The organism is Bradyrhizobium sp. USDA 4502 (assembly GCF_054063355.1).
In genome coordinates this window covers 5,124,946-5,146,699 of the sequence record NZ_JBSSGF010000001.1, presented here as the reverse complement: position 1 = coordinate 5,146,699, position 21,754 = coordinate 5,124,946, and the positions used below count along the sequence as shown (strand labels likewise).

The following is a 21,754-nucleotide window of genomic DNA, read 5'->3' as shown; positions in this document are numbered from 1 at the left end:
ATAGTCCGGTAGCCCGCATGAGCGTAGCGATATGCGGGACAGGTAAACCCCGGATATCGCTTCGCTCATCCGGGCTACTTGCTCAAGCCGTCGCCGCCGAATGTCACATCGAGCAGCGAACATACGGCGTCTCGATGGGCACCGGTGCCTTGGAGCTGAGTATGATCTTGTTCTCTCCGGAGAGTGTTATGTCGAATGACACGTCCGAAACCGCGACGCCGTCCGAGCACGCCGCAATCACGCGAACATTCTGCCCGTCATCATGCAGCGATTTGACGGTGCATTTTTGAAACGTGCCGGTGATTTGCTTGCCCTGGACGATCAAGCCTCCCGCGTTGAGATCGGCATCTTTCTTGAACGCGAGCTTGTTGTTCTCCTTGGTGAAGACCTGGTTGCAGGCCGAGGCGTCGATCGTCCAGGCTCCGCTCAAATCCGCAGCCTGTGTCGAGGCCGCTTGCGCAACGAGAAGCACGAATAGCACGGCGTTGAAGGTTCTCATGAAACTCTCCAATCAAATTGTCATTGGGCTACTGGACTCTCTGCGAAACGAACGTGGAATGGCGCTCAATCGTCTATTTGAGAAGAGCCATGATAACATGTCCGGCGCGGCTTTCATCGCTTTTTGAGCATCGTAGCATACGATGAGATGAAGGGTTTTCGTTGATCCAGGTCAATGGTTCTCCGGGGCTCTTGGGCCGGTCGCTGTCGTGATCGGGCCATCTGGACACGCGCGATGGATTGAGTGAGTGCTCCAGAAGCAAAAGGCCGGGCTTTCACCCGGCCTTTCGTTTTCGATGGATGCCCAGGTTTTGCCTGGGCATGACGAGCGCGAGGGTTAAAAGACCCTGTTGCTCTCCTTTACCTTGTCCGCGTCGAGATACACGTTCTCACCCATCTCCTTGAACTTGGCGCTCATCTGCGCCATGCCCTGCTCCTTGTCGTTGAGCGTCGCGGCGTAGTCGCGGACGTCCTGGGTGATCTTCATCGAGCAGAATTTCGGGCCGCACATCGAGCAGAAATGCGCGACCTTGTGGGCTTCCTTCGGCAGGGTCTCGTCGTGGAAGTTCTTCGCGGTGTCGGGATCGAGGCCGAGGTTGAACTGGTCCTCCCAGCGGAAATCGAACCGGGCACGGCTGAGCGCATCGTCGCGCAGCTGCGCGGCGGGGTGGCCCTTGGCCAGATCAGAGGCGTGGGCCGCGATCTTGTAGGTGATGACGCCGGTCTTGACGTCGTTGCGGTCGGGCAGGCCGAGATGCTCCTTCGGCGTGACGTAGCATAGCATCGCGCAGCCGAACCAGCCGATCATCGCCGCGCCAATGCCCGAGGTGATGTGGTCGTAGCCCGGCGCGATGTCGGTCGTCAGCGGCCCGAGGGTGTAGAACGGCGCCTCGCCGCATTCCTTGAGCTGCTTGTCCATGTTGATCTTGATCTTGTGCATCGGCACGTGGCCGGGGCCCTCGATCATGACCTGGCAGCCCTTGTCCCACGCGATCTTCGTCAACTCGCCGAGCGTCTCGAGCTCCGCGAACTGCGCGCGGTCGTTGGCGTCGGCGATCGAACCCGGGCGCAGACCGTCGCCGAGCGAGAACGAGACGTCATACTTGCGCATCAGATCGCAGATCTCGTCGAAATGCGTGTACAGAAAACTCTCCTTGTGATGCGCGAGGCACCACTTCGCCATGATCGAGCCGCCGCGCGACACGATGCCGGTGACGCGGTTGGCGGTGAGGTGGATGTAAGGGAGGCGCACGCCGGCGTGGATCGTGAAATAGTCGACGCCCTGTTCGCACTGCTCGATCAGTGTGTCCTTGTAGAGCTCCCAGGTCAGCTTGACGGGATCGCCGTCGCACTTCTCCAGCGCCTGGTAGATCGGCACGGTGCCGATCGGCACCGGCGAGTTGCGCAGGATCCATTCGCGGGTGGTGTGGATGTTGCGCCCCGTCGAGAGGTCCATCACGGTGTCGGCGCCCCAGCGGATCGCCCACACCATCTTGTCGACCTCTTCTTCCACTGATGAGGTCACCGCCGAATTGCCGATATTGGCGTTGATCTTGGTCAGGAAGTTGCGGCCGATGATCATCGGCTCGAGCTCGGCATGGTTGATGTTGGAGGGAATGATGGCGCGACCGCGTGCGATCTCGTCGCGGACGAATTCCGACGTGATGAAGGCGGGTACCGCAGCGCCGAAGCTCTCGCCGTCGGCGAGCGCGGCCTCGGCGCGCTCGAGCTGTCGCTTGCGGCCGAGATTCTCGCGCTCGGCGACGTAGATCATCTCCTTGGTGATGATGCCGGCGCGGGCGAACTCGAGCTGCGTGATCTTGTGGCCGTCGAGGCCGCGCAGCGGCCTGTGGTGCGCGGTGAACGCCTTGGCGGCGTGCGAGGCGCCGACATTGCCGTTGTCCTCCGGCTTGATGGTGCGGCCCTCATATTCCTCGACGCCGCCGCGCTCCTTGACCCAGGCGAGGCGATTGCGCGGCAGGCCGGCGTTGACGTCGATCGTCACGTTCGGGTCGGTGTAAGGGCCCGAGGTGTCGTAGACCGGCAGATTCGGCTCGCCGGCGCCCTCCGACAGCATGATCTCGCGCAGCGGCACGCGCAGATCGGACGCGGCCTCCGGCGTCGCAAAGATCTTGCGTGAGGCGGGCAGCGCGCCGGTGGTGACGGCGGGACGGGTGGTGTCGGGATTGGAGCGGATGTTCATGAGGGATCCTCCTTAATCTTGTCGTCATTCCGGACGGTCCGTTAGGACCGATCCGGAATCTCGAGGTGGTGGCGCGAGATTCCGGGTTCACGCTTCGCGTGCCCCGGAATGACGCTGGTGAGAGTTACGTGCATCACGCGGCCTCCGCGCTGAGGCCGAGCCATTGTCTGACCCGCGCGTCTGGGTCGGGGTTCTGGGTGACGTCACTGACGACGGCGATCGAATCGGCGCCGGCGGCGAAGATCTCGGCCGCATGCTCGAACTTGATGCCGCCGATCGCGACAAGGGGGATCCCGCCGATCCGCTTCTTCCACTCGGTGATCTTCGGAATGCCCTGCGGCTCGAACCGCATCGATTTGAGCGTGGTGAAGAAGATCGGGCCGAGCGCGACATAGTCGGGCTTGGCGGCGAGCGCGGTGGCGAGCTCGGCGTCGTCATGGGTGGAGATGCCGAGCGTCAAGTTCGCTTTGCGGATCTCGCCGAGGTCGGCCTCGGCGAGGTCTTCCTGCCCGAGATGCAAATGCTCGGCGCCGGCGACGATCGCCGCGCGCCAATAGTCGTTGACCACGAGCTTGGTCGGCGTGCCCTTGGTCACTGCGAGCGCATCGCTGACGATCTGCAGCGCCCCGGCATCGTCGAGCTCCTTGGCGCGCAGCTGGATGGTGCCGACGCCGAGTTTTGTCAGTCGCTCGACCCATTTGATGCTGTCGACGACGGGATAGAAGGGATCAGGATACGGCATGCCAGAACGGGGTCCCAACGACAGGGGTGGACGGGGAGGCGAAGTCGCGGGCTTCCATCAGCCCGGCTTCGTAAGCGGTGCGGCCGGCCTCGACGCCGAGGCGGAAGGCATTGGCCATCGCAACGGGATCGGCGGCTTTGGCCACGGCGGTGTTGAGCAGAACGGCGTCATAGCCGAGCTCGAGCGCCTCGGCGGCATGCGACGGCGCGCCGAGCCCGGCGTCGATCACCAGCGTGATGTCGGGCAGGCGGTCGCGCAACAGCTTCAGCGCGTCGCGGTTGGTGATGCCCTTGGCGCTGCCGATCGGTGCTGCCCACGGCATCACCACCTTGCAGCCGGCGTCGACCAGCCGCGAGGCGACCGAGAAATCCTCGGTGCAATATGGGAAGACTTCAAAACCGTCCTTGATCAGGATGCCGGCCGCCTCGACCAGGCCGACCACGTCGGGCTGCAGCGTGTCGTTGTCGGCGATCACCTCGAGCTTGATCCACGGCGTGCCGAACAATTCGCGCGCGAGCTTGGCGGTGGTCACCGCTTCCCTCACGCTGCGGCAGCCCGCGGTGTTCGGCAGCACGGTGACGCCGAGCTCGCGGATCAGCGACCAGAACGCATCGCCCGTCTTGCCGCCCGCCGCTTCGCGCCGCAGCGACACCGTAACGATGCTGGCGCCGGAGGCGCGGATCGCGTTCTGCATGATCGCAGGCGAGGGATACAGCGCCGTGCCGATCAGCAGGCGTGACGGGAAGGATTTGCCGTAGAAGGTGACCATGTGTCTCCTCAAACTATGCCGTCGTCCCGGCGAAAGCCGGGACCCATAACCACGACCGGAAATTGTCGGATGGGACGTCTCCCCGCGTGCTTCACTGAAGGGCCGCTGAGTATGGGTCCCGGCTTTCGCCGGGACGACGTGGGGAGGGAGCTTGCGAATAAGCTCACATCACCCTCCCTGCCGCGGCGTGATGATCTCGATCTCGTCGCCGGCTTTCAGCGCGGTGTCGGCCCAGCGGCTCTTCGGCACCACGTCGTAGTTCAGCGCGATCGCGAAATGCGTGCCCTCGTAGTCGAGCTCGGCCAGCAGCGCATCGACGCTGGAGGCCGCGATCTCCCGCTGCTCGCCGTTGACGATCACGCGCATTGCATCACCTCATTGTCGATTTCGCCGCGCGCGAGGTAGGCGAGCGTCAGCTCGGCCAGCGCCGGCGCCAGCAGAAAGCCATGACGGTAGAGTCCGTTCACCGTGATGCGTTCCTGCTCGATCCTGATTTTCGGGAGATTGTCGGGAAATGCAGGGCGCAGGCCGGCGCCGAATTCGACGATGCGCGCCTCGGCGAATGCCGGATGCACGACATAGGCGGCCCCTAACAGCTCCAGCGCCGAGCGCACGCTGACGCCGTTGTCCTCGGCCTCGATCGAGGTCGCGCCCAGCATGAAGCGGCCGTCGCCGCGCGGGATCACGTAAAGCGGCCAGCGCGGATGGATCAGCCGCACCGGGCGCGCCAGCTCGATCTCGGAGGTCTCGATGATGATCATCTCGCCCTTGACGCCGCGCAAGCTCGCCTCGCGGTCGCGCGCGGCAAGGCCGCGGCAGTCGATCACGACGCCGTCGAGATCGGTTGCCTCGGCGTCGCTGCCGAACTTGATGGCGCCGCCGGCCTTGGCGATCGCGGCATGCAGCCGCGGCAGCACGCGGCGCGGCTCGACATGGCCCTCGTCGGGATAGAACAGGGCGTCACGGAAACGGCCCTCGAGCGACGGCTCGAGCGCGCGAACGCCCTCGGCGTCGATCCGGCGATGGCCGGTGGTGAGGCGGGCAAAGCGCTCGAAATCGGCGCGGTCGCGCGGATGCGCCACCACCAGCGAGCCGTTGAACGGGGTTTCCGGAACATGCTGCCGCCACAGCTCGAGCGAGCGGATGCCGAGCCGGGAGATCACCGGCTCGGAGGCCTCCGCCTCGCACCAGGGCGCCAGCATCCCGCCGGCCCAGTGGCTTGTGGATTCCGTCATCGCGGCGTCACTGCGCTCATGCAGGGTGACGGCACGTCCGGCCTCTGCGAGCAAGAGCGCATGCCAGGCGCCAGCTATGCCTGCGCCGATGATGGAAACGGGGGAATCCCCCCGCGGTCTTGACGTCTGATACATCCCTGTCCCTTCGCCGGCATGACCCGGATCAGGTTCAAAGGGTCACCGCGGTCCCGGACTATTCGCCTACTGGCTAGTCCAAGCTTGCGGTATCTCAGCTCCTCCTTCGGAGCACCCCTCGGAACGCCCCTAATGTAGGCGGATGGGCTCGTGTGTCAACTTGTATGCCAGACACGTTTGACAGGCGGTGTCGAGGATGGCCGGCACGCGTCGTGGGGCTGCGCGGACGCGATCGGTGCTATTTTTCGGCCTGTTCCGGCTTCGGCTCGGCGGTATCGGCCGTCATTTGCTCCGACTTGGCGAATTCCTTCGGCGGTGCACCCGCGCCGCCATGCTTCGCTTCCTTCAGGTGATCCCCGCGCTGGCGCTTTGCGACGTAGTAATACCCGCCCGCGAAATAACGCACGGCTCGATCGTGATTGCCATCGGCGGCGCGATAGGCGCCGGCGAGGTACTTGATGCCGTATTTGAGGTTGGTCTGGGGATCGCGCAGACCCTCGGCGGTACCGGTGTAGCCGAGGCCGCGTGCAGTGCCGAGCTTGATTTGCATCAGCCCGATCGCGCCGCCGCGTCCGATCAGCTGCGGATGGTACTTGCTCTCGCGCACGATGACGCGATGCACCAGCTCTTCCGGTACGAGGTTGGCCTGGGCCTCGGCCGCCACCATCGCCTCATATTGCGCGCGCGATTGCGCCTGCGCGCTCGCGCAGGACGCCAGCACCGCGATTGCGGCAAGGCAGCCAAGGGCTTGTACGGTCTTCATCTCAATCGCTCGGGCTTTCAGATGCGCGTCGGTTCTGCGGTCTCATTGGTACGGCGAGCGGGCAGGAATGTGGCAAAACCTTCGCATCAGCGAACGTTAATGCATCCGTGATTGTCCGGTCATGGGGTGAAGGGACGACGCGATTGCAAGACGGATGCTTCAAATTGTTTGCTTCAATCGTCTCAGCCAAAAATTGTCTTGGCCTGCAATTTCCTTCTAATTTTTCTGACTAATTTTGCCGCACGCTCCACAGCAGTTTGTCGTGCAAACGAATCAATGAAGGTCTAGACTTCATCCACGACAGAGTGCGCGATCGTTCAGTCAGCAGCTCTGTCCAAGCACGCAAGAAACAACATTCGGGAGATGCGCCATGGTCCGTCAGGACACCGGCTATATGCCTCGCGAAAATCCCTGCGCGCAATGCGGCAAGCCGATCGCCCGCCCTGATTGGGTGGAGCACAGCGAAGGCCGCTCCTCGTTCCTGTGGAATTGCCGCGCCTGCAATTACCGCTTCGAGGCCATCGCGATCTACGAGGAAGCGGAGCTCATTACGCCGCTCGCCGCCTGACGTCTCCTCATCGCATCAGCTTCGCCTGATCAGGCCGCGGATTTCTGCCGCTGCAATTGCTGTTGCCGCGCCGGCAATTCGATCCGGACCACGAGTCCGTGCGGCTTGCGATCGTGCAGCGACAGCGTGCCGGCATGCGCGAGCACGATGGCGTTGGCGATCGACAGACCAAGGCCGAAGCCTTCGGCCTCATCCATGTTGCGCGCCTGGTCGCCGCGCACGAACGGCTCCAGCACGCTCGCCTTGTGCGCATCCGAGATGCCGGGCCCGTCATCCTCGATATCGACGACGAGGCGGTCGGGCTTGACGTCGAGGCGGACGGCAACTTCGCCGCCGAACCGCACGGCATTCTCCACCAGATTGGTGATGCAGCGATGCAGGTCGGCCGGCCGCGCGGTCGCCATCGCGTGCTGCGGGCCCGTGTAACTGACCTTGTGTCCCATGTCGGCGAACTGATCGGTGACGAGGTGCAGCGTGCTCGCGATGTCGACCAGCGTCATCTCCTCGAGCTTGCGGTCGTTGCGCAGGAACGACAGCACCGATTCCAGCATCGAGCGCATCTGGTCGAGGTCGCGCAGCATGCGGTGGCGGTGGGTCTCGTCCTCGATGAATTCGGCGCGCAGCCGCATCCGCGTGATCGGCGTGCGCAGGTCATGGCTGATCGCGGCCAGCATCTTGGTGCGATCGTCGATCAATGCGGTGATGCGCTCGCGCATCCGGTTCAGCGCCCGGGCCAGCGAACGAATCTCCTCCGGACCGCGCTCGGGCAGCGGCGCGGCGGCGCCGTTCAGGCTGAAGGTCTCGGCGGCCTTGACGAAGGACGACAGCGGCGCGGTCAGCGCCCATGCCGCCCACAGGCCGAGCAGGGTGACGCTGATGACGGCGAACAGCACCGTCATCATCCACGGTCCACCCCAGAACGGCCGCATGTGCTGATCCGGCGTCAGGTTGGCGGCGAACATGGCGCCGTCGGGCAGGCGGATCGCGACGCGGCGAATTTCGCCGTCATGCGGCGTGCCGCCAGCCTCGCGCGGCAGCAGGAAGATGCGATAGCCGGCGCCGAGCCGGCGCAGCGCGTGCAGGCTCGGCGTGTCGGTTTCGGTGAGCGCGCCGGCATCGGCCGGCAGGTCGCCGATCGCAAGTTGCGGGAAGGCACGGGCGACGTCGGCCACGAGCCGCGGCCGCTCCGACGCCGGGGCATGCCCGAGCAGCTGCGCGGCGGCGGCGAGCTGGGTGTGCCAGCGGTCCGAAGGCTCCACCCGATCAGGGCGATGGATCAGGAAGGTGGCGGTGATGATCAAATGCAGCGCGACGATCGAAACGACGACCAGCGCCGCCATCTGGGCGCCGATCCCCCGCAGACTCAGCACGCGCAGCAGCTTCATGGTCAATTGTTCGTGGCGGCAACCGCCTCCACCCTCGGCGTGAACACATAGCCGCCGGAACGCACCGTCTTGATCATGGTGGCTTCCTGCGGATCGGGCTCGATCTTGCGGCGGATGCGGCTGACCAGCACGTCGATCGAACGTTCGAACGAGCCGGCGCTGCGGCCCTGGGTCAGGTCGAGCAGGCTGTCGCGCGACAGCACGCGGCCGGGCCGCTCGCAGAAGGTGCGCAGCAGGTCGAACTCGGCGCTGGTCATGGCGACGCGTGCGCCTTCGGGGTTGCGCAGCTCACGCAGGCGGATGTCGATACGCCAGCCGAGGAAGGTCAGCGTGGTCGCGCCCTCGATCGCGCTGGCGTTGCGCGCGGCGGCCTGCCGGCGCAGCACTGCGTTGATCCGCGCCAGCAGCTCGCGCGGGTTGAACGGCTTTGCCAGGTAATCGTCGGCGCCCATCTCGAGGCCGAGGATGCGGTCGACGTCCTCGCCGCGCGCGGTCAGCATGATGATCGGCGTCTGCGATTCCGCCCGCACCTTGCGGCACAGGCTGAGGCCGTCCTCGCCGGGCAGCATGACGTCGAGCACCAAGAGATCCACGCGGTGGTCGGTCATCGCCTTGGCCATCTCGCGGCCGTCGGAGGCGGTCGTGACATGACAAGAATTGGTACGGAGATATTTTGCGATAAGGGACCGCGTCTCGCGGTCGTCCTCGACGACAAGGATATTGGGCGCAGCCTGGGTCATACCGATCTTTTGTCCGTGATTCGGGGAAAGCGGCTCAGGAATTTTGTTTCAGTATGTGTCTGAAATCTTGCCCGGCTATTCGGGTTAACAGGTCGGCCGCAGGGAGAAAAGTTATCGTTCTGTCATCAATCCTATGCCCTGAAATGCGGGCAGAACCCTCTCGGGACAGCGCATCGGCCCCTGGTCGTCGTTATGGCGGCCGGAGAAAGGGAAGGGCGGCTGTCATATCCGGGGGCGGAACCCGTTACCCCGGCGACGCGTTATTTCCCTTTCGGGTCAAGGAGGGTGAGATGGCTGTCGAGGTCGAGACCAGGCCGCATCAGCTCATTGCAAGCGACCGGGTCGAGGGGACGGCGGTGCGCCGGGCCAATGGCGACATGATCGGCCATATCGAGCGGCTGATGATCGACAAGATCTCCGGCAAGGTATCGTACGCGGTGTTGAGCTTCGGTGGCTTCCTGGGCATTGGAACCAATTTGATCCCGCTGCCCTGGGGCCGGCTGCACTACAACCCGAAGTTCGAGGCCTATGAGCTCGACATCGAGGACGAGGAGCTGAAGCGCGCGCCGTCGTTCCGTGCCGACAAGGATTTCGATTGGGGCGATCGCTCGCAGGAAGTCGAGCTGCATCGCTTCTACGGCGTGCCGCCCTATTGGGGCGGCTTCTGATCGCGCGGCAACATGTGCGCATGACGACGCTCGCCGATCGATGATGCGGTCGCCGGGACGAGCGCGCGGCTTGTGCAGCGCGGTTCGCCGGGACGACTTAGTGAGCCAAACATCGTCACATCATGGACTGCGCGTCCGGCGCAGTCGTGAGGCTCAACCGCAAGCTTGGTTGAGAGATCACGATACCTTTCGTCAAGCGGCGCAGCGTTTCCGTGCGCTGAAAGGTCCTCACCCTGTTCCTCGGCATTTAAGCGGCTTTTGAGCGCAGGTCCGTTAGGAACGGTTGCGAAGATGACGGGTTTTCCCAGCATCGATTTTGCGAGAGGAGAGCCATCAATGTTGGTCAAATCCATCATCGCCGGCCTCGCCGGCACCGCGCTGCTTGCAACCGTCGCCGTTGCGCAGACGCCAACCGATAAGGGCGACAAGATGTCTCCTGCGGCGTCGACGTCAGCCACGTCAGCCACGTCGCCGGATTCGTTCAAGGGCAACTGGCGCGCGTCGAAGGTCGTCGGCCTCAGCGTGTACAACGATGCCAATGAAAGCGTCGGCTCGATCAATGATCTGCTGATGGAGAAGGGCGGCGCCATGAAGGCGGTCGTGATCGGCGTCGGCGGCTTCCTTGGCGTCGGCGAGCACCTGGTCGCGGTCCCGATCGACAAGGTGAAGTTCGTGAACGAGCCGATCGCCTATACCGGCGCCTCGAACACCGGCAGCACAAGCAAGTCGACGACCACCACCACGGGCGCGGCGCCTGCGGCGGCGACGTCGAAGCCGAATCCCTGGTATCCGGATCATGCCGTGTTCAATGCGAGCAAGGATGAGCTGAAGGCGATGCCGGAATTCAAGTATTCGATCGACTAACGCATCGCGTCACCTGCAAGAGAAGAGCGCGTCCGGTTGCTGCCGGGCGCGCTTTTTTTCTGGCCGGATGGATAAAATTTGGGAAGAGTGTAGGGAGTAGGTCAGGCGATCCAATTCGGACAGCGCGTTGCAATCATCATCAACCCTTACGTGATCATTCGTCAAATGGCTGAAGAACCTGATGAATGACAAGGAGCGCGATGGCGGCGATCCCGCGGTAGCCCGGATTCGCGGCCGCTACCCGCAATACACGCGGCGCCGGTTGGCAGGCTTTGCGGAGCGGCTGCAACAGAAGGTTCATGCCGGCCGCGTGCCGGTCACCTCGCTCGCGCTTGCCGGTCCCACCGAGCGGATCAGCCTCGAGGACGCGCTCAAGCTCGATTATCGGCCGGTCCCATTGGGCGAGACGCTGGGACCGCTATGGGCGACTTATTGGGTGCAGGTCGTGGCCGAGGTGCCGCAGGCCTGGGCCGGCTCGCGCGTGGATCTGTATTGGGACAGCCGCTCGGAAGCGCTGCTTTGGCTCAACGGACGTTCCTCGCAGGGTCTCAATCCCGGCCGCCACATAGCGCCGCTCGTTCAGTCGGCGAGCGGCGGGGAGACGATCAGCATCCATGTGGAGGTGGCCTGCAACGGCCTGTTCGGTGCGTTCTGGAGCGATCCGCAGGCCTACGCGCTGGTCGCCTGCGAGCTGCGCCGCTTCGATCCCGAAGCTACGGCATTCTATTTCGACTACGAGGTGCTGCGCCAGCTCGAGGCTGACCGCGACCCCACGACAAAGTCGAGGTCATACGGAGCTGTCGGAGAGACGGCGCAGCCGGCGCTGGATCGGACCTGGGCGGGGCGCCTGCTGCACGATCTCAACCGCATCTGCAACATCACCGATCCCGACGATCGCGCGACCTGGCCGGCGGCGCGGGCGATCCTCGATGGCCTGCTCGCGGCACGAAATGGCAGCATCACCCACGAGATGTCGGCGATCGGCCACGCCCATCTCGACACGGCATGGCTGTGGCCGCTGGCGGAAACCCGGCGCAAGGCGCAACGCAGCTTTTCCACGGCGGTGGCGCTGATGGAGCGCTATCCCCATTTCAAGTTCGCCTGCTCGCAGGCCTATCAGTATGCCGTCATCGAGCAGAATGACCCTGACCTGTTCGCCCGAATTCGCGCCAAGGCCGCCGCCGGCCAATGGATTCCGGTCGGCGGCAGCTGGATCGAGCCGGACTGCAATCTGCCGTGGGGCGAGTCGATCTGCCGTCAGTTCCTCTACGGTCAGCGCTATTTCGAGCGAACGTTCGGCGCGCGCTCCAGCGTGTTCTGGAATCCCGACGTGTTCGGCTACGACGCCCAGCTGCCGCAGCTGATGCAGTCGGCGGGGATGTCGCGCTTCCTGACCCAGAAGCTGTCGTGGAACAAGTTCACCTCACCGCCGCATCACAGCTTCCATTGGCGCGGACTGGACGGCAGCACGGTGCTGGCGCATTTCCCCCCGGCGGACACCTACAACGGATCGGCGCAGGTCGCGGAGCTCCGCTATCACGCCGCCAATTACAAGGACGCCGACCGTTCGTCCGACGCACTCTATCTGTTCGGCTATGGCGACGGCGGCGGCGGTGCCGACGAGACGATGCTGGAGACGTTGCAGCGCGCAAGGGACTTGCAGGGGCTGCCGCGAATCCAGATTCGCTCCGTCGACGAGTTCTTCGACCGCCTGGCGATATCAGCGCCGGATCTGGCGACGATCGAGGGCGAGCTCTATCTCGAATATCATCGCGGCACCTACACCACGCAGGCCGAGACCAAGCGCCTCAACCGCGCTTGCGAGGCCGGCCTTCAGGCACTCGAATTCGTGACCACTGTCGCGGCTGCCTGCCGGCAACCGGCACCGTCAGCACAGGAGATCGAAGCGCTGTGGCGCACGCTGCTGGTCAACCAGTTTCACGACATCATTCCCGGCAGCAGCATCCGCGAGGTCTATGAACGTGCGGAGGTCGAACTCGCTGGCGTGGCGGAGGAGGCCGGGCGTCGCACGCAAGCCGTGCTGGCGACGCTGTGCGATCCCGAAGACGGCAATTGGACACCCGTCAACACGCTGGGCTGCGCGCGTGCCGAGGTCGCGTCCGACCCCGACGGCGAGCTTCGTCACATCGTCGCCGCGCCGTTTGCGGCGGGTGAAACGACGACGACCGACGATCGCGTTGTGGTCGCCGCCGATCTGGACGGCTTCGTGCTGTCGAACGCGCGGCTCGAAGCGCGCATTGATCGCAGCGGGCTCGTTTGGTCGCTGCTGCATGTTGCGACCGGCCGCGAGACCTTCGCATCACCGGCAGCCCGGCTGCTGCTGCTCGATGACCGGCCGCTCGATTTCGAGGCATGGGATATCGATCCGTTCGCGCTGGAGACCGCGCGCGAGGTGACAGAGGAGGTGAGCTGCGCCGTGCTGTCGGATGGCGGACTGCGCGGCGAGGTCCGTTTCGAGCGCGGGCTCGGACGCGCAAGCCGGCTCACGCAGGTGATCCGCCTCGATGCCGGCGCCGATCATCTCGAATTCGAAACCACGGTCGATTGGCAGGAGCGCAAGACGGCGCTGAAGGTCATGTTCCCCGTCGCCTGCCGTGCATCGAACGCAACCTATGAAACCATGTTCGGCGCAACCGAGCGGCCGACGCATGCCAACACGGATGCCGACGCGGCCAAGTACGAGGTGCCCGGGCATCGCTGGGCCGATCTCGCCGAGCCGGATTTCGGCGTGTCGCTGTTCAGCGACCGCCGTCACGGCTATTCGGCGTTCGGCAATCAGCTCGCGTTGACGCTGCTGCGCGGCTCCGAATTGCCTGATCCGCAGGCCGATATCGGGCGGCACCGGATGCGCTATGCGATCTATCCCCACCACGGCGACTGGCGCAGCGCGGACACGGTCGGGCGCGCCTTGCGGTTCGAGCGTCCGGTGCTGTGGACGAAGGGAAAACCGCACGCGCCGTTGCGACACTCGCTCCTGACCGCGTCCCCGGCCAACGTGATCGTCGATACGATCAAGCCCGCCGAGGATGGAGACGGCTGGGTGGTGCGGCTGTACGAGAGCGCAGGCATCCGCACCGCCGTGACTCTCGATTTCGGCGTCGACATCGCGTCGGTGTGGATGAGCAACACCCTGGAAGACCGCATCGAGACCCTGCCGACCGAGGATCGGGGATGCCGCCTGGCGCTGCGTCCATTCCAGATCGCAACGCTGCGGGTCTGCCAGGCGTAGTGATTGCAGTGACTTTCGCCCCGGCTTGCGCGGAGAGACCGGATCGCATCGCCAGATGCGATCCGGTGTGGCGTAGCCGTCAGTTCGACTTCACCAGCGGACAGCCGCCCTTGTCGAGCGGGCGGAACGCCTCGTCGCCGGGCACGGTGGCGATCAGCTTGTAGAGGTCCCACTCGCCCTTGGATTCCTCGGGCTTCTTGACCTCGAACAGATACATGTCGTGCACCATGCGGCCGTCGATCCGGATATGGCCGTTCTTGGCGAAGAAGTCGTTGACCGGCGTGGCGCGCATCTGGGCCATCACCTTCGGCGCCTCGTCGGTGCCGATGGCCTCGATCGCCTTCAGGTAATGCATGGTCGCCGAATAGAGGCCGGCCTGGATCATGGTCGGCATGTGGCCGACCTTCTCGTTGAAGCGCTTCGAGAAGGCGCGGGTCTCGTCGTTCATGTCCCAGTAGAAGGCGTCGGTGACGATCAGGCCCTGGGTCGCCTTGATGCCGAGCGAATGCGTGTCGGTGATCTCCTGCAGCAGCGCGATCATCTTCTGGCCGCCTTGGGTCAGGCCGAACTCGGAAGCCTGCTTCAGCGCGTTGGTGGTGTCGCCGCCGGCGTTCGCCAGTGCCACGACCTTGGCCTTGGAGGCCTGCGCCTGCAGCAGGAAGGACGAGAAGTCCGACGAGTTGAGCGGATGACGCACGTCGCCCAGCACCTTGCCGCCACTCTCCTTGACGACATTGGCGGCATCGCGTTCCAGCGCCATGCCGAAGGCGTAGTCGGCGGTGACGAAGAACCAGGTGTCCTCGCCGCGCTTGACCATCGCCTTGCCGGCGACGTTCGATAGCGCATAGGTGTCGTAGGTCCAGTGCACCGTGTTGGGCGAGCAGGCGGTGCCGGTGATATCGGAGGAGCCGCCGCCGGAATTGATGTGGATCTTGTTCTTCTCGCGCGTCAGCGCCGAGATCGGCAATGCGACCGACGAGGTCGGCACGTCGAGGATCGCGTCGACCTTGTCGTTGTCGTACCAGTTGCGTGCGATGTTGACGCCGACGTCGGGCTTGTTCTGGTGATCGGCTGCGATCACCTGCACCGGCTTGCCTTTCACCTTGCCGCCGTAATCGGCGACCGCCATCTCGACGGCGGCGACCGAGCCCTTGCCGGTGGCGTCCGCATAGAGGCTCGACATGTCGGTGAGCACGCCGATCTTGACGACATCGTCGGAGATCTGGGCGTTCGCCGCGGTCCCTGAGGCCGCGAGCGCGAGGCCGGCCGCCGCTGCGGCCAAGAGTGTTTTCATCGTGTTTTTCTCCCTGACTTTTTCGTTGAGGGTTGCTTCCACCGGGGCGTTCTAGCCGCTGCGACAAGCTGTCGCAAAGACGACTTTTTGAGCATGCGCGCGGCAAGTGTTCCCCCTCTCCCCGCTCTTCGCGGGGAGAGGGTTGGGATGAGGGGCCTTATCCACGGGTGGCGATTGTCGTGAGACCTGTACCCCCTCACCCGGATTGCTTCGCAATCCGACCTCTCCCCGCAAGCGGGGCGAGGTAAGAGAGCAATCCGCTCGGGCAGTGTCCTACAGCGCCGGTAACGCGGTGACGGCGGCCTTGATGCTGCCGTCGGTTTCCACGATCACCCGCAACGTCTTGGAATCGAAGTCGATCCCGGCCAGCCGGATGCTGTTGACCTCGGCGTCGACGCGGATGCCCTCCTCGTTCTTCTGCAGGTCGGCGATGGCGGCGGCGACCTTGCGCTGCGCGTTGGTCGCGAATGGCTTCAGGTCGACCACCAGCCGATCGTTGAGGGTCTGCTGCATGTGCGGGATCGCCGCGCGTGCGGCGGCGCCGAGCAGGCCGAACGCGGCCTCGGATTCCACCGCCAGCTCGACGTCGGTCAGCCGCAGCGTCTGCGACGGCTGGTCGAGCCGCGGCCGGCCCCAGATGTGCACGGTTGCCTCGGCGCCCAGCCCGAACCAGCTGGCCTTTTCCTTGGCGTGCACCAGGAGCGAGATCAGAAGCCGGTCGCCGGAGGCGGCGATGCTCGCGCTTTTGACGGTTACGTCGACCGGACCGGAGCCGTCCTCGGGGAAGGTCTTGCCCTTGAGCTGTGCCTCGACCAGCTGGCTCAGCGTGGTGAAGGACAGGTCGACCGGCAGGCCGATCGCGACCTGGCTCGGCATCGGCGGCACGATCGAGAGTTTTTCGGGGAACGGGCAGTTCGGGGTGGTCTGCGCCTCCGTGATCCGCGTTTCGGCCTCGATCCCCATCGTCAGGATCAGCGAGGACGCATCGACCTTCGGCTGCGCGGCGATCGCGCGGGTCGGTCGCAGTTCGAGCCACATCGGCGGCATCGAGGTGGTGCCGCCGGTACCTTGCAGCGGGATCGAGCGGCAGGCCTTGGCCCATTGCGTGCGGGCGTTGTTCTGGAACACCGGGTCGTTGTGCAATCGGGCCTCGACCACGGAAATCTGGTCGGCGACCGCCTTGTCGATGACAGGCTTGACCTGGGCCGGCACGCTGATGCGGACGCCGGCCGTCGACAGGCTGGTGTCGCCGAGATTGACCTGTGCCTGCAGGTTCGGCTCGATCCGCCAGGATGCACCGAGCTTCGGGCGCGCGGTGAGGGTGACGTTGCCCTTGATCTCGGCGTTGGCGTTGATGTTCTTGATGTTCACGGCGCCGATCTGCTTGGCGACATTGCCGCCGAGCAGGCTGCCGAGCGCGTCGTTGACCGCGCCGGTTGCCTTGGCGGACAACGCGCCGGTGACCTTGAGCGTGCCGTTGATCGGGGTGGTCAGCGTCAGCACGTCCTGCGCGCCGGTGGCGGCGATCGGCCCGCGCGATGCGGTCCAGCCGATGTCGGCATTTTGCAGGATTTGCTGGACCGGGTTGTCGGCCTTGCCGCCGAACGTCTTCGGCGCGCCGCGTTCGGCGGCGTCGCGGATCGCCGACAGCGCGACCGAGACCTGCGCCACGATCGTCGAAGAACGCGGCGCCTGCGGCAGCGGCGGCAGCTCTGCGAGCTTCGGCTGCTGCACGGTGACGCTCGGCGCGAGCCAGTCCATTGCCTTGAGGCTGATCACGAACGAGACCAGCACCACCGCGATCCCGAGCGCTATCGTCCTTGGATGCATCGGTAGACGCATCATTCCCCCGGATGAAAATCAACTTGACGGCTTGTACAGGCCCCCCGACGAGGGCGCCAGTGTGGCGGGATCAAGCTGCTTCAGGGGCGGAAGGCGTTAAGGTTGATGAACGCGACAACGGCCCCGGCACGAGAATGCCGGAGCCGTGGTCGAGGACGCCTTTATTAAGGACGCCTTGGAGGGGAGGGGCTTAGCGGACGGCCGAGCCGAGATCGGCGCGGCGGTCGGTCATCGGCAGCACGATCACCTTGGTGCCGACGCTGACCCGCGAATAGAGGTCGGAGACATCTGCGTTGGTCAGGCGCAGGCAACCGGAGGACACGCGGGTGCCGATCGTCTCCGGCGCGTTGGTGCCGTGGATGCGGTAGATGGTGCCGCCGAGATACATGGCGCGGGCGCCGAGCGGATTGCCGGGGCCGCCGGCCATGTGGCGCGGCAGATAGGGCTGGCGGGCGATCATTTCCGGCGGGGGCGTCCAATCCGGCCACTCTGCCTTCTTGGTGATGGTCTGGGTGCCCGACCAGGTGAAGCCGTCGCGGCCGATGCCGATGCCGTAGCGCATGGCCTGGCCGTTGCCGAGCACGAGATAGAGATAGGTGTGCGGGGTGTCGATGATGATGGTGCCGGGCGCCTCGCGCGTCGGATAGGCGACGACCTGGCGGCGCAGGCGGGCGGGCAACTCAACCGAACGGTCTTCCTCCTGCGCCTGCGGCATCGACTGCACCGGCGGCTGCACGGCCTCGGTCGGCGGCGTCAGGATGAAGGGGAACATCGGCAGCGGAGCGGCCGCGGCGGAATTCGAAAAAGCGACGGTGCCAATCGCCAGCGCACCGAAGGCGGCGGCAGCGAGACGTGAGTTCAGCTTGATGGAATTGAACATTGTCGACCCCTGTTGTTTGCGCCCTGCGCGCCAGTTCCGGCGCGTCGTTGGGTCAAAGCAGTACAGGTGAGGCGTTTCAGGACGTTTGCACGAAATCGCCAAAATGGTTTCGTGCCGTTAGGGAATTGTTTCGTGCGTGTTTCGTCGCACGGTTAAGGCCGGGTTGCCGGGAAGGGGTTGTCCCGCCGCAAGACAGTCTTCCTGGCACGGCGCTTGCTGTCCCAGCGCATTGGTTTCGGAATGGAGTGGAAATGATGCTGGGGCACACGATCGGCAGCATGCTGGATCGGCAGAAGGGCTTCGGCCCCGGGTTCGATTTTCTCCGTATCGCACTGGCGATTTCCGTCGTCGCCGCCCACGCGCCCTATGTCGCGGGCGGCAGTGGCGACGGCGAGCAGGCGTGGATCGCCTGGTTTCCGCACTACGCCATTCTCGTGATGTTCTTTGCGCTGAGCGGGTTTCTGATCGCGGCCAGCGGGCTGCGGCTCTCGCTGAGGGAGTTTCTCACCAATCGCGGCATGCGGATCATTCCGGCGCTTGCGGTCGAGATCGTGCTGTCGGCGCTGATCCTCGGACCGATCTTCACCGCGCTGCCGCTGTCGGACTATTTCACCAATTTCGGCACCTACAAATACTTCACCAACATCATCGGCCTCGTGAACTACGTCCTGCCCGGCGTGTTCAGCGGCAATCCCGCGCCGGAGGTCAACAGCTCGCTGTGGACGGTGCCGTTCGAATATGGCTGCTACGCGCTGATGACGGTGTTCATCCTGTTCGGCCTGTTGCGCAAGCCGCCGCTCATCGTGCTCGGTGCGCTCGTGCTGGTCGGCATCGGCCTTGCGCTCGTACTCACCGGGCATGGCGCGCAACCCTCGCAACTGCCCGCCGGGGTCGCCGGTACGCTGCATGACAGGATCTTCAGCACGGCGCCGTTCCTCGGACGCGGCGCGAAGCTGCCGGTCGCGTTCATGCTCGGCATCGCGATCTATCTCTATCGTGACCGCATTCCCTACAACGGAAGGCTTCTCGCCGCGTGCTGCGCGCTCTGCGCGGGCGCCGCGCTGCTCGGTCCGGCGGACTGGATGAGCCAGCCGGTGCTCAATCTGCTGATCGCCCCGGCGCTGGTCTATATCACCGCCTATCTCGGCGTTTCGAAGCTGCCGAGGCTGCCGCTGATTTCGCGCGGCGACTATTCCTACGGCATCTATCTCTACGGCTTTCCGGTGCAGCAGGTTGTGCGGGTATGGCTGCCGCACGCGCCCGTGATCGTTCAGTTCGCGATTGCGCTGCTGCTGATCACGCTGTTCGCCGCGTTCTCCTGGCACTGGATCGAGAAGCCGATCCTGAAACTGCGCAGCCGCTTCTCCTTCGTGGCGCGCGAGCGCCTTGCGCCGGACGACGCGTCCGCGCCGCGCCAGGACATTGCGCCTCTTGCCGTTGCCGCGAACGTCGTCCGCAGCAGACACTCCTCCTGACGAGGAGCCAGCACCTTCGCCGTTCAGGAGCTGAGATATCCGGCCGATCCGTCCCACAGCAGCTTGGCCGCGGTGATGACCAGAATGGCGTAGCAGGCGCGGTACAGCGCGCGCTGGTCGAGACGTTCGTGCAGCCGCCATCCGGCCCAGACGCCAACCGGCACCGCCGGCACGCAAAGCGCCATCAGCATCCACAGGCTGCGCGACGGCGTGGCCAGCACGAGCCACGGGCCGGCCTTCAAGAGGTTGCCGACCGTAAAGAACAGGCTGGTGGTGCCGGCGTAGAGCGCCTTCGGCATGCCGAGCGGCAGCAGATAGATCGCAAGCGGCGGCCCGCCCGAATGGGCCACCATCGTGGTGACGCCGGAGGACAGGCCGGCGAACGTCGCCTTGAACGTCGAGCGCGGACGCGGCTTGATCTCGCCGCCGCCGAGAAACCACAGCGCGGCGAACACCAGCGTCACCACGCCCATCACGATCTCGACGGCATGCCGGTCGAGATCGCGCAGCACGAAATAGCCGAGGCCGATGCCGATGACGAGCGCCGGCAGCAGCATCGCGAGGTCGATGCGCGACCACGTGCTCGGGCGCCAGAACCGCAGCGCGGTGACGTCCATGACGACGAACAATGGTGCCAGCAGCGCGCCCGCCGCGATCGGGTCCATCGCCAGCGACAGCAGCGGGATGCCGACGATGGCAAAACCGCCGCCGAACGCGCCCTTCATGAAGGCGATCAGGAAGACGCCGGCGAAGGCAACCGCGAGCACGAAAGGCCCGGGCAGGTCAGCGACGATGGACGTGATCATGGTGTCGTGCGAAGCGTTGTGGTCAGTACTCAACATGGCCACGCGCGCCTGCATGCGCAATCCAAACATTGCTCTCGGTGCACATTGCTCTCGGTGCAATTCGGCGTGCACGCGGCCTAGCCGGCGCGCATCCGCGGCAGGCCCGGCTTGTCGCCGTTGATCACGGCGCGGCGGTCGGAGACGGCGTGATGGAATTGCTCGAGCGTCAGCCCGATCACCGAGAGATCGCCTTCCTCGATCGCGCCGTCGTCGTAGCAGTCGAGCGCCTCGCGCAACAGGGCATCCGCTTCGCCCTGCATGGCGGCGAGCTGTTCCGGCGTCTCGGCGCCGCGCACCTGCGAGATCAGGGTCAGCAGATTGTCGCGATGGGTGATGTAGTGCTCGCGCTCGTCGCGCTTCACGTAGTGGCGCAGCCAGGCGCCGGCCGAGCCGAGGCCGGAGAGCAGCAGGATGCCGCCCCAGATGTAGTCGGAGTATTTTTCGAGGAAGGTGCGCTCGGTGCCGTCGATATAGGCGGCCGCGCCCTGATGCGCCGGCAGCGCGGCGTCCTTGTCGGTGTCGGGCTTCTCGATCTTTGCCGCCGCCGGCAGATCGCGCGCGACCTGGAGGCGCAGCGTGAACAGCTGCCGGTCGAGCGCGCCGACGGTCGCCTCGCTCAGCGCATGCTGCGCGATGATGAGGTGATTGACGCTGACGGTCTCAACCTTGTCCTCGGGCCGCGCCGGCGACGAGGAGAAGATGCTGCCGGCGATCTCCTCGGACTCATAGCGCGGATGCTTCTGCGCGATTGCCTCCGAGACATCGACCGGGAGGAAGACCGGCTCGCCGCGCGCGGCCGCCGTCGCTGTAATCGCTTCCGCCGTCACCTTGCTGTCGAGCGGGCCGACGGTCATGTAGGCATCGAGCGAGGGATCGCGCGCGAGGTCGGCGATCTTGTTGACGGCGAACTGGCTGACCGCGACCTTGTCGGGGTTGACGCCGGATTCGGTCAGGATCACGCGCAGCAGCGTGACATTGGCCTGGGTGCTGCCGACCACGCCGACCTTGTGGCCGGCGAGATCGTCGATGCTCTTGATCTTCGCGGACCGCCGCTTGCCTTTGGCGCCCGAGGGCGCCCACAGCACGACGACATTCTTGCGCAGGATCGCAACCGACTCGGCGCTCGCGGGCAGATCGAGGTCGCCGCGCACCACCGCGAGGTCGACCTTGTTCGCCGTGAACAGCGCGATGCTCTCGGCGGAGCCCTGCGTCGTGACCGGCTTCAGCCGCACCGAGCTGCCGTCGTGCGTAAAGACCTGGGCGAAACCCTGGATCAGCTTGACGTCCTCGCTGCCGGTCGGGCCGACCGCGATCGCGAGCGTCACCGGACGCAGCGCGTAATACAGCGCGCCGGCGGCGAGGCCGAACACAAGCATGCCGGCCGCAAGGATCAGCAGCGACGAGTTTCGTCGCCTGAGCCTGCGGCGCTTGGTGCCGGGATTTTCACTCTGCTCTGACATCTGGCTGTCACGTTACACGAAAAACCGGCCGTTTGCCGTGAAAAACAACCTAACATTTCGATGACGTCATACGTTTGAAACATCCATGTCAGAACGTCGTGCGAGCAGAATCAAGATTAACGATTTGGATCTCCTGCA

General features: G+C 65.0%; 20 protein-coding genes and 1 riboswitch. Of the genes, 5 read left to right on the top strand and 15 right to left on the bottom strand.

What is annotated here, in order from left to right; genetic code table 11:
- Positions 1 to 103: 103 nt before the first annotated feature.
- From ACVW1B_RS24005 to ACVW1B_RS23975, 7 genes are all read right to left on the bottom strand, one after another.
- On the bottom strand, positions 104 to 499 hold the full coding sequence (locus ACVW1B_RS24005; protein ID WP_057014948.1) for a hypothetical protein: 396 nt from the start codon (positions 497 to 499) through the stop codon (positions 104 to 106).
- Positions 500 to 835: 336 nt separating this feature from the next.
- Positions 836 to 2,701, bottom strand: a complete 1,866-nt coding sequence (thiC, locus tag ACVW1B_RS24000; protein WP_310883021.1) for a phosphomethylpyrimidine synthase ThiC — start codon at positions 2,699 to 2,701, stop codon at positions 836 to 838.
- Positions 2,702 to 2,834: 133 nt separating this feature from the next.
- Positions 2,835 to 3,443, bottom strand: a complete 609-nt coding sequence (thiE, locus tag ACVW1B_RS23995; protein ID WP_057014950.1) for a thiamine phosphate synthase — start codon at positions 3,441 to 3,443, stop codon at positions 2,835 to 2,837.
- Positions 3,430 to 4,212, bottom strand: coding sequence for a thiazole synthase (locus ACVW1B_RS23990; protein ID WP_310883022.1), 783 nt, complete (start codon positions 4,210 to 4,212; stop codon positions 3,430 to 3,432). The genes thiE and ACVW1B_RS23990 overlap by 14 nt, the downstream gene beginning before the upstream one ends.
- A gap of 168 nt (positions 4,213 to 4,380) precedes the next feature.
- The gene (gene thiS / locus ACVW1B_RS23985; protein ID WP_057014951.1) at positions 4,381 to 4,578 is read right to left on the bottom strand and encodes a sulfur carrier protein ThiS; all 198 of its coding nucleotides are present in this window, start codon (positions 4,576 to 4,578) and stop codon (positions 4,381 to 4,383) included.
- Positions 4,569 to 5,582 (bottom strand): FAD-dependent oxidoreductase, encoded by a 1,014-nt coding sequence (locus tag ACVW1B_RS23980; RefSeq protein WP_310883023.1) that lies wholly within the window; start codon positions 5,580 to 5,582, stop codon positions 4,569 to 4,571. The genes thiS and ACVW1B_RS23980 overlap by 10 nt, the downstream gene beginning before the upstream one ends.
- A riboswitch (TPP riboswitch) is annotated at positions 5,570 to 5,711 on the bottom strand. It overlaps the preceding gene by 13 nt.
- Before the next feature lie 109 nt (positions 5,712 to 5,820).
- Complete coding sequence (locus ACVW1B_RS23975; protein WP_310883024.1) at positions 5,821 to 6,345, bottom strand: lytic transglycosylase domain-containing protein; 525 nt, start codon at positions 6,343 to 6,345, stop codon at positions 5,821 to 5,823.
- A 370-nt stretch (positions 6,346 to 6,715) separates the two neighbouring features.
- Here ACVW1B_RS23975 and ACVW1B_RS23970 point away from each other — a divergent pair, with 370 nt between their 5' ends.
- Complete coding sequence (locus ACVW1B_RS23970) at positions 6,716 to 6,913, top strand: hypothetical protein (protein ID WP_028332600.1); 198 nt, start codon at positions 6,716 to 6,718, stop codon at positions 6,911 to 6,913.
- A 29-nt stretch (positions 6,914 to 6,942) separates the two neighbouring features.
- On the opposite strand, the gene ACVW1B_RS23965 is transcribed toward ACVW1B_RS23970, so the two are convergent.
- Positions 6,943 to 8,298, bottom strand: coding sequence for an ATP-binding protein (locus ACVW1B_RS23965; RefSeq protein WP_310883025.1), 1,356 nt, complete (start codon positions 8,296 to 8,298; stop codon positions 6,943 to 6,945).
- A 2-nt stretch (positions 8,299 to 8,300) separates the two neighbouring features.
- Positions 8,301 to 9,038, bottom strand: coding sequence for a response regulator (locus ACVW1B_RS23960; RefSeq protein ID WP_018273044.1), 738 nt, complete (start codon positions 9,036 to 9,038; stop codon positions 8,301 to 8,303).
- Positions 9,039 to 9,328: 290 nt separating this feature from the next.
- Between ACVW1B_RS23960 and ACVW1B_RS23955 the strand changes: the two genes are divergently transcribed.
- Positions 9,329 to 9,706, top strand: coding sequence for a PRC-barrel domain-containing protein (locus tag ACVW1B_RS23955; protein WP_028344225.1), 378 nt, complete (start codon positions 9,329 to 9,331; stop codon positions 9,704 to 9,706).
- Here the strand turns inward: ACVW1B_RS23955 and ACVW1B_RS23950 are convergent.
- Positions 9,688 to 10,062: a hypothetical protein gene (locus ACVW1B_RS23950; RefSeq protein WP_310883026.1), complete on the bottom strand. Its 375-nt coding sequence runs from the start codon at positions 10,060 to 10,062 to the stop codon at positions 9,688 to 9,690. The two genes, ACVW1B_RS23955 and ACVW1B_RS23950, sit on opposite strands and share 19 nt — an antisense overlap.
- Here ACVW1B_RS23950 and ACVW1B_RS23945 point away from each other — a divergent pair.
- Both ACVW1B_RS23945 and ACVW1B_RS23940 read left to right on the top strand, forming a co-directional pair.
- Positions 10,043 to 10,570 carry a PRC-barrel domain-containing protein gene (locus ACVW1B_RS23945; protein WP_225164377.1) on the top strand — a complete coding sequence of 176 codons (528 nt, stop codon included), beginning with the start codon at positions 10,043 to 10,045 and terminating at the stop codon, positions 10,568 to 10,570. The two genes, ACVW1B_RS23950 and ACVW1B_RS23945, sit on opposite strands and share 20 nt — an antisense overlap.
- Before the next feature lie 181 nt (positions 10,571 to 10,751).
- Positions 10,752 to 13,820, top strand: a complete 3,069-nt coding sequence (locus ACVW1B_RS23940; protein WP_310883027.1) for an alpha-mannosidase — start codon at positions 10,752 to 10,754, stop codon at positions 13,818 to 13,820.
- A gap of 79 nt (positions 13,821 to 13,899) precedes the next feature.
- Here ACVW1B_RS23940 and ACVW1B_RS23935 read toward each other — a convergent pair whose 3' ends face one another.
- The 3 genes from ACVW1B_RS23935 to ACVW1B_RS23925 form a co-directional block, all read right to left on the bottom strand.
- Positions 13,900 to 15,114, bottom strand: coding sequence for an ABC transporter substrate-binding protein (locus tag ACVW1B_RS23935; RefSeq protein WP_310883028.1), 1,215 nt, complete (start codon positions 15,112 to 15,114; stop codon positions 13,900 to 13,902).
- Between the two features lie 273 nt (positions 15,115 to 15,387).
- The gene (locus ACVW1B_RS23930; RefSeq protein ID WP_310880712.1) at positions 15,388 to 16,956 is read right to left on the bottom strand and encodes a DUF4403 family protein; all 1,569 of its coding nucleotides are present in this window, start codon (positions 16,954 to 16,956) and stop codon (positions 15,388 to 15,390) included.
- 190 nt (positions 16,957 to 17,146) lie between these two features.
- Positions 17,147 to 17,836, bottom strand: a complete 690-nt coding sequence (locus ACVW1B_RS23925) for a L,D-transpeptidase (RefSeq protein WP_168857511.1) — start codon at positions 17,834 to 17,836, stop codon at positions 17,147 to 17,149.
- A 254-nt stretch (positions 17,837 to 18,090) separates the two neighbouring features.
- Between ACVW1B_RS23925 and ACVW1B_RS23920 the strand changes: the two genes are divergently transcribed.
- Complete coding sequence (locus ACVW1B_RS23920; protein WP_310880711.1) at positions 18,091 to 19,311, top strand: acyltransferase family protein; 1,221 nt, start codon at positions 18,091 to 18,093, stop codon at positions 19,309 to 19,311.
- A 23-nt stretch (positions 19,312 to 19,334) separates the two neighbouring features.
- Here the strand turns inward: ACVW1B_RS23920 and ACVW1B_RS23915 are convergent, their stop codons facing one another.
- Together ACVW1B_RS23915 and ACVW1B_RS23910 are read right to left on the bottom strand one after the other, a co-directional pair.
- Positions 19,335 to 20,117 carry a sulfite exporter TauE/SafE family protein gene (locus tag ACVW1B_RS23915; RefSeq protein ID WP_310880714.1) on the bottom strand — a complete coding sequence of 261 codons (783 nt, stop codon included), beginning with the start codon at positions 20,115 to 20,117 and terminating at the stop codon, positions 19,335 to 19,337.
- A gap of 116 nt (positions 20,118 to 20,233) precedes the next feature.
- A complete protein-coding gene (locus ACVW1B_RS23910) occupies positions 20,234 to 21,616 on the bottom strand; it encodes a TAXI family TRAP transporter solute-binding subunit (protein WP_310880710.1) in 1,383 nt (460 codons plus the stop codon).
- Positions 21,617 to 21,754 lie beyond the last annotated feature (138 nt).

Coding starts and splice junctions, on each gene's coding strand:
- thiC (WP_310883021.1), bottom strand. CDS start 2,701: ATGAACATCCGCTCCAATCCCGACACCACCCGTCCCGCCGTCACCACC.
- ACVW1B_RS23945 (WP_225164377.1), top strand. CDS start 10,043: ATGTTGGTCAAATCCATCATCGCCGGCCTCGCCGGCACCGCGCTGCTT.
- ACVW1B_RS23965 (WP_310883025.1), bottom strand. CDS start 8,298: ATGAAGCTGCTGCGCGTGCTGAGTCTGCGGGGGATCGGCGCCCAGATG.
- ACVW1B_RS23915 (WP_310880714.1), bottom strand. CDS start 20,117: ATGATCACGTCCATCGTCGCTGACCTGCCCGGGCCTTTCGTGCTCGCG.
- ACVW1B_RS23950 (WP_310883026.1), bottom strand. CDS start 10,062: ATGATGGATTTGACCAACATTGATGGCTCTCCTCTCGCAAAATCGATG.
- ACVW1B_RS23960 (WP_018273044.1), bottom strand. CDS start 9,038: ATGACCCAGGCTGCGCCCAATATCCTTGTCGTCGAGGACGACCGCGAG.
- thiS (WP_057014951.1), bottom strand. CDS start 4,578: ATGCGCGTGATCGTCAACGGCGAGCAGCGGGAGATCGCGGCCTCCAGC.
- ACVW1B_RS23925 (WP_168857511.1), bottom strand. CDS start 17,836: ATGTTCAATTCCATCAAGCTGAACTCACGTCTCGCTGCCGCCGCCTTC.
- ACVW1B_RS23920 (WP_310880711.1), top strand. CDS start 18,091: ATGCTGGGGCACACGATCGGCAGCATGCTGGATCGGCAGAAGGGCTTC.
- ACVW1B_RS23930 (WP_310880712.1), bottom strand. CDS start 16,956: ATGCGTCTACCGATGCATCCAAGGACGATAGCGCTCGGGATCGCGGTG.
- ACVW1B_RS23980 (WP_310883023.1), bottom strand. CDS start 5,582: ATGTATCAGACGTCAAGACCGCGGGGGGATTCCCCCGTTTCCATCATC.
- ACVW1B_RS24005 (WP_057014948.1), bottom strand. CDS start 499: ATGAGAACCTTCAACGCCGTGCTATTCGTGCTTCTCGTTGCGCAAGCG.
- ACVW1B_RS23940 (WP_310883027.1), top strand. CDS start 10,752: ATGAATGACAAGGAGCGCGATGGCGGCGATCCCGCGGTAGCCCGGATT.
- thiE (WP_057014950.1), bottom strand. CDS start 3,443: ATGCCGTATCCTGATCCCTTCTATCCCGTCGTCGACAGCATCAAATGG.
- ACVW1B_RS23955 (WP_028344225.1), top strand. CDS start 9,329: ATGGCTGTCGAGGTCGAGACCAGGCCGCATCAGCTCATTGCAAGCGAC.
- ACVW1B_RS23970 (WP_028332600.1), top strand. CDS start 6,716: ATGGTCCGTCAGGACACCGGCTATATGCCTCGCGAAAATCCCTGCGCG.
- ACVW1B_RS23935 (WP_310883028.1), bottom strand. CDS start 15,114: ATGAAAACACTCTTGGCCGCAGCGGCGGCCGGCCTCGCGCTCGCGGCC.
- ACVW1B_RS23910 (WP_310880710.1), bottom strand. CDS start 21,616: ATGTCAGAGCAGAGTGAAAATCCCGGCACCAAGCGCCGCAGGCTCAGG.
- ACVW1B_RS23975 (WP_310883024.1), bottom strand. CDS start 6,345: ATGAAGACCGTACAAGCCCTTGGCTGCCTTGCCGCAATCGCGGTGCTG.
- ACVW1B_RS23990 (WP_310883022.1), bottom strand. CDS start 4,212: ATGGTCACCTTCTACGGCAAATCCTTCCCGTCACGCCTGCTGATCGGC.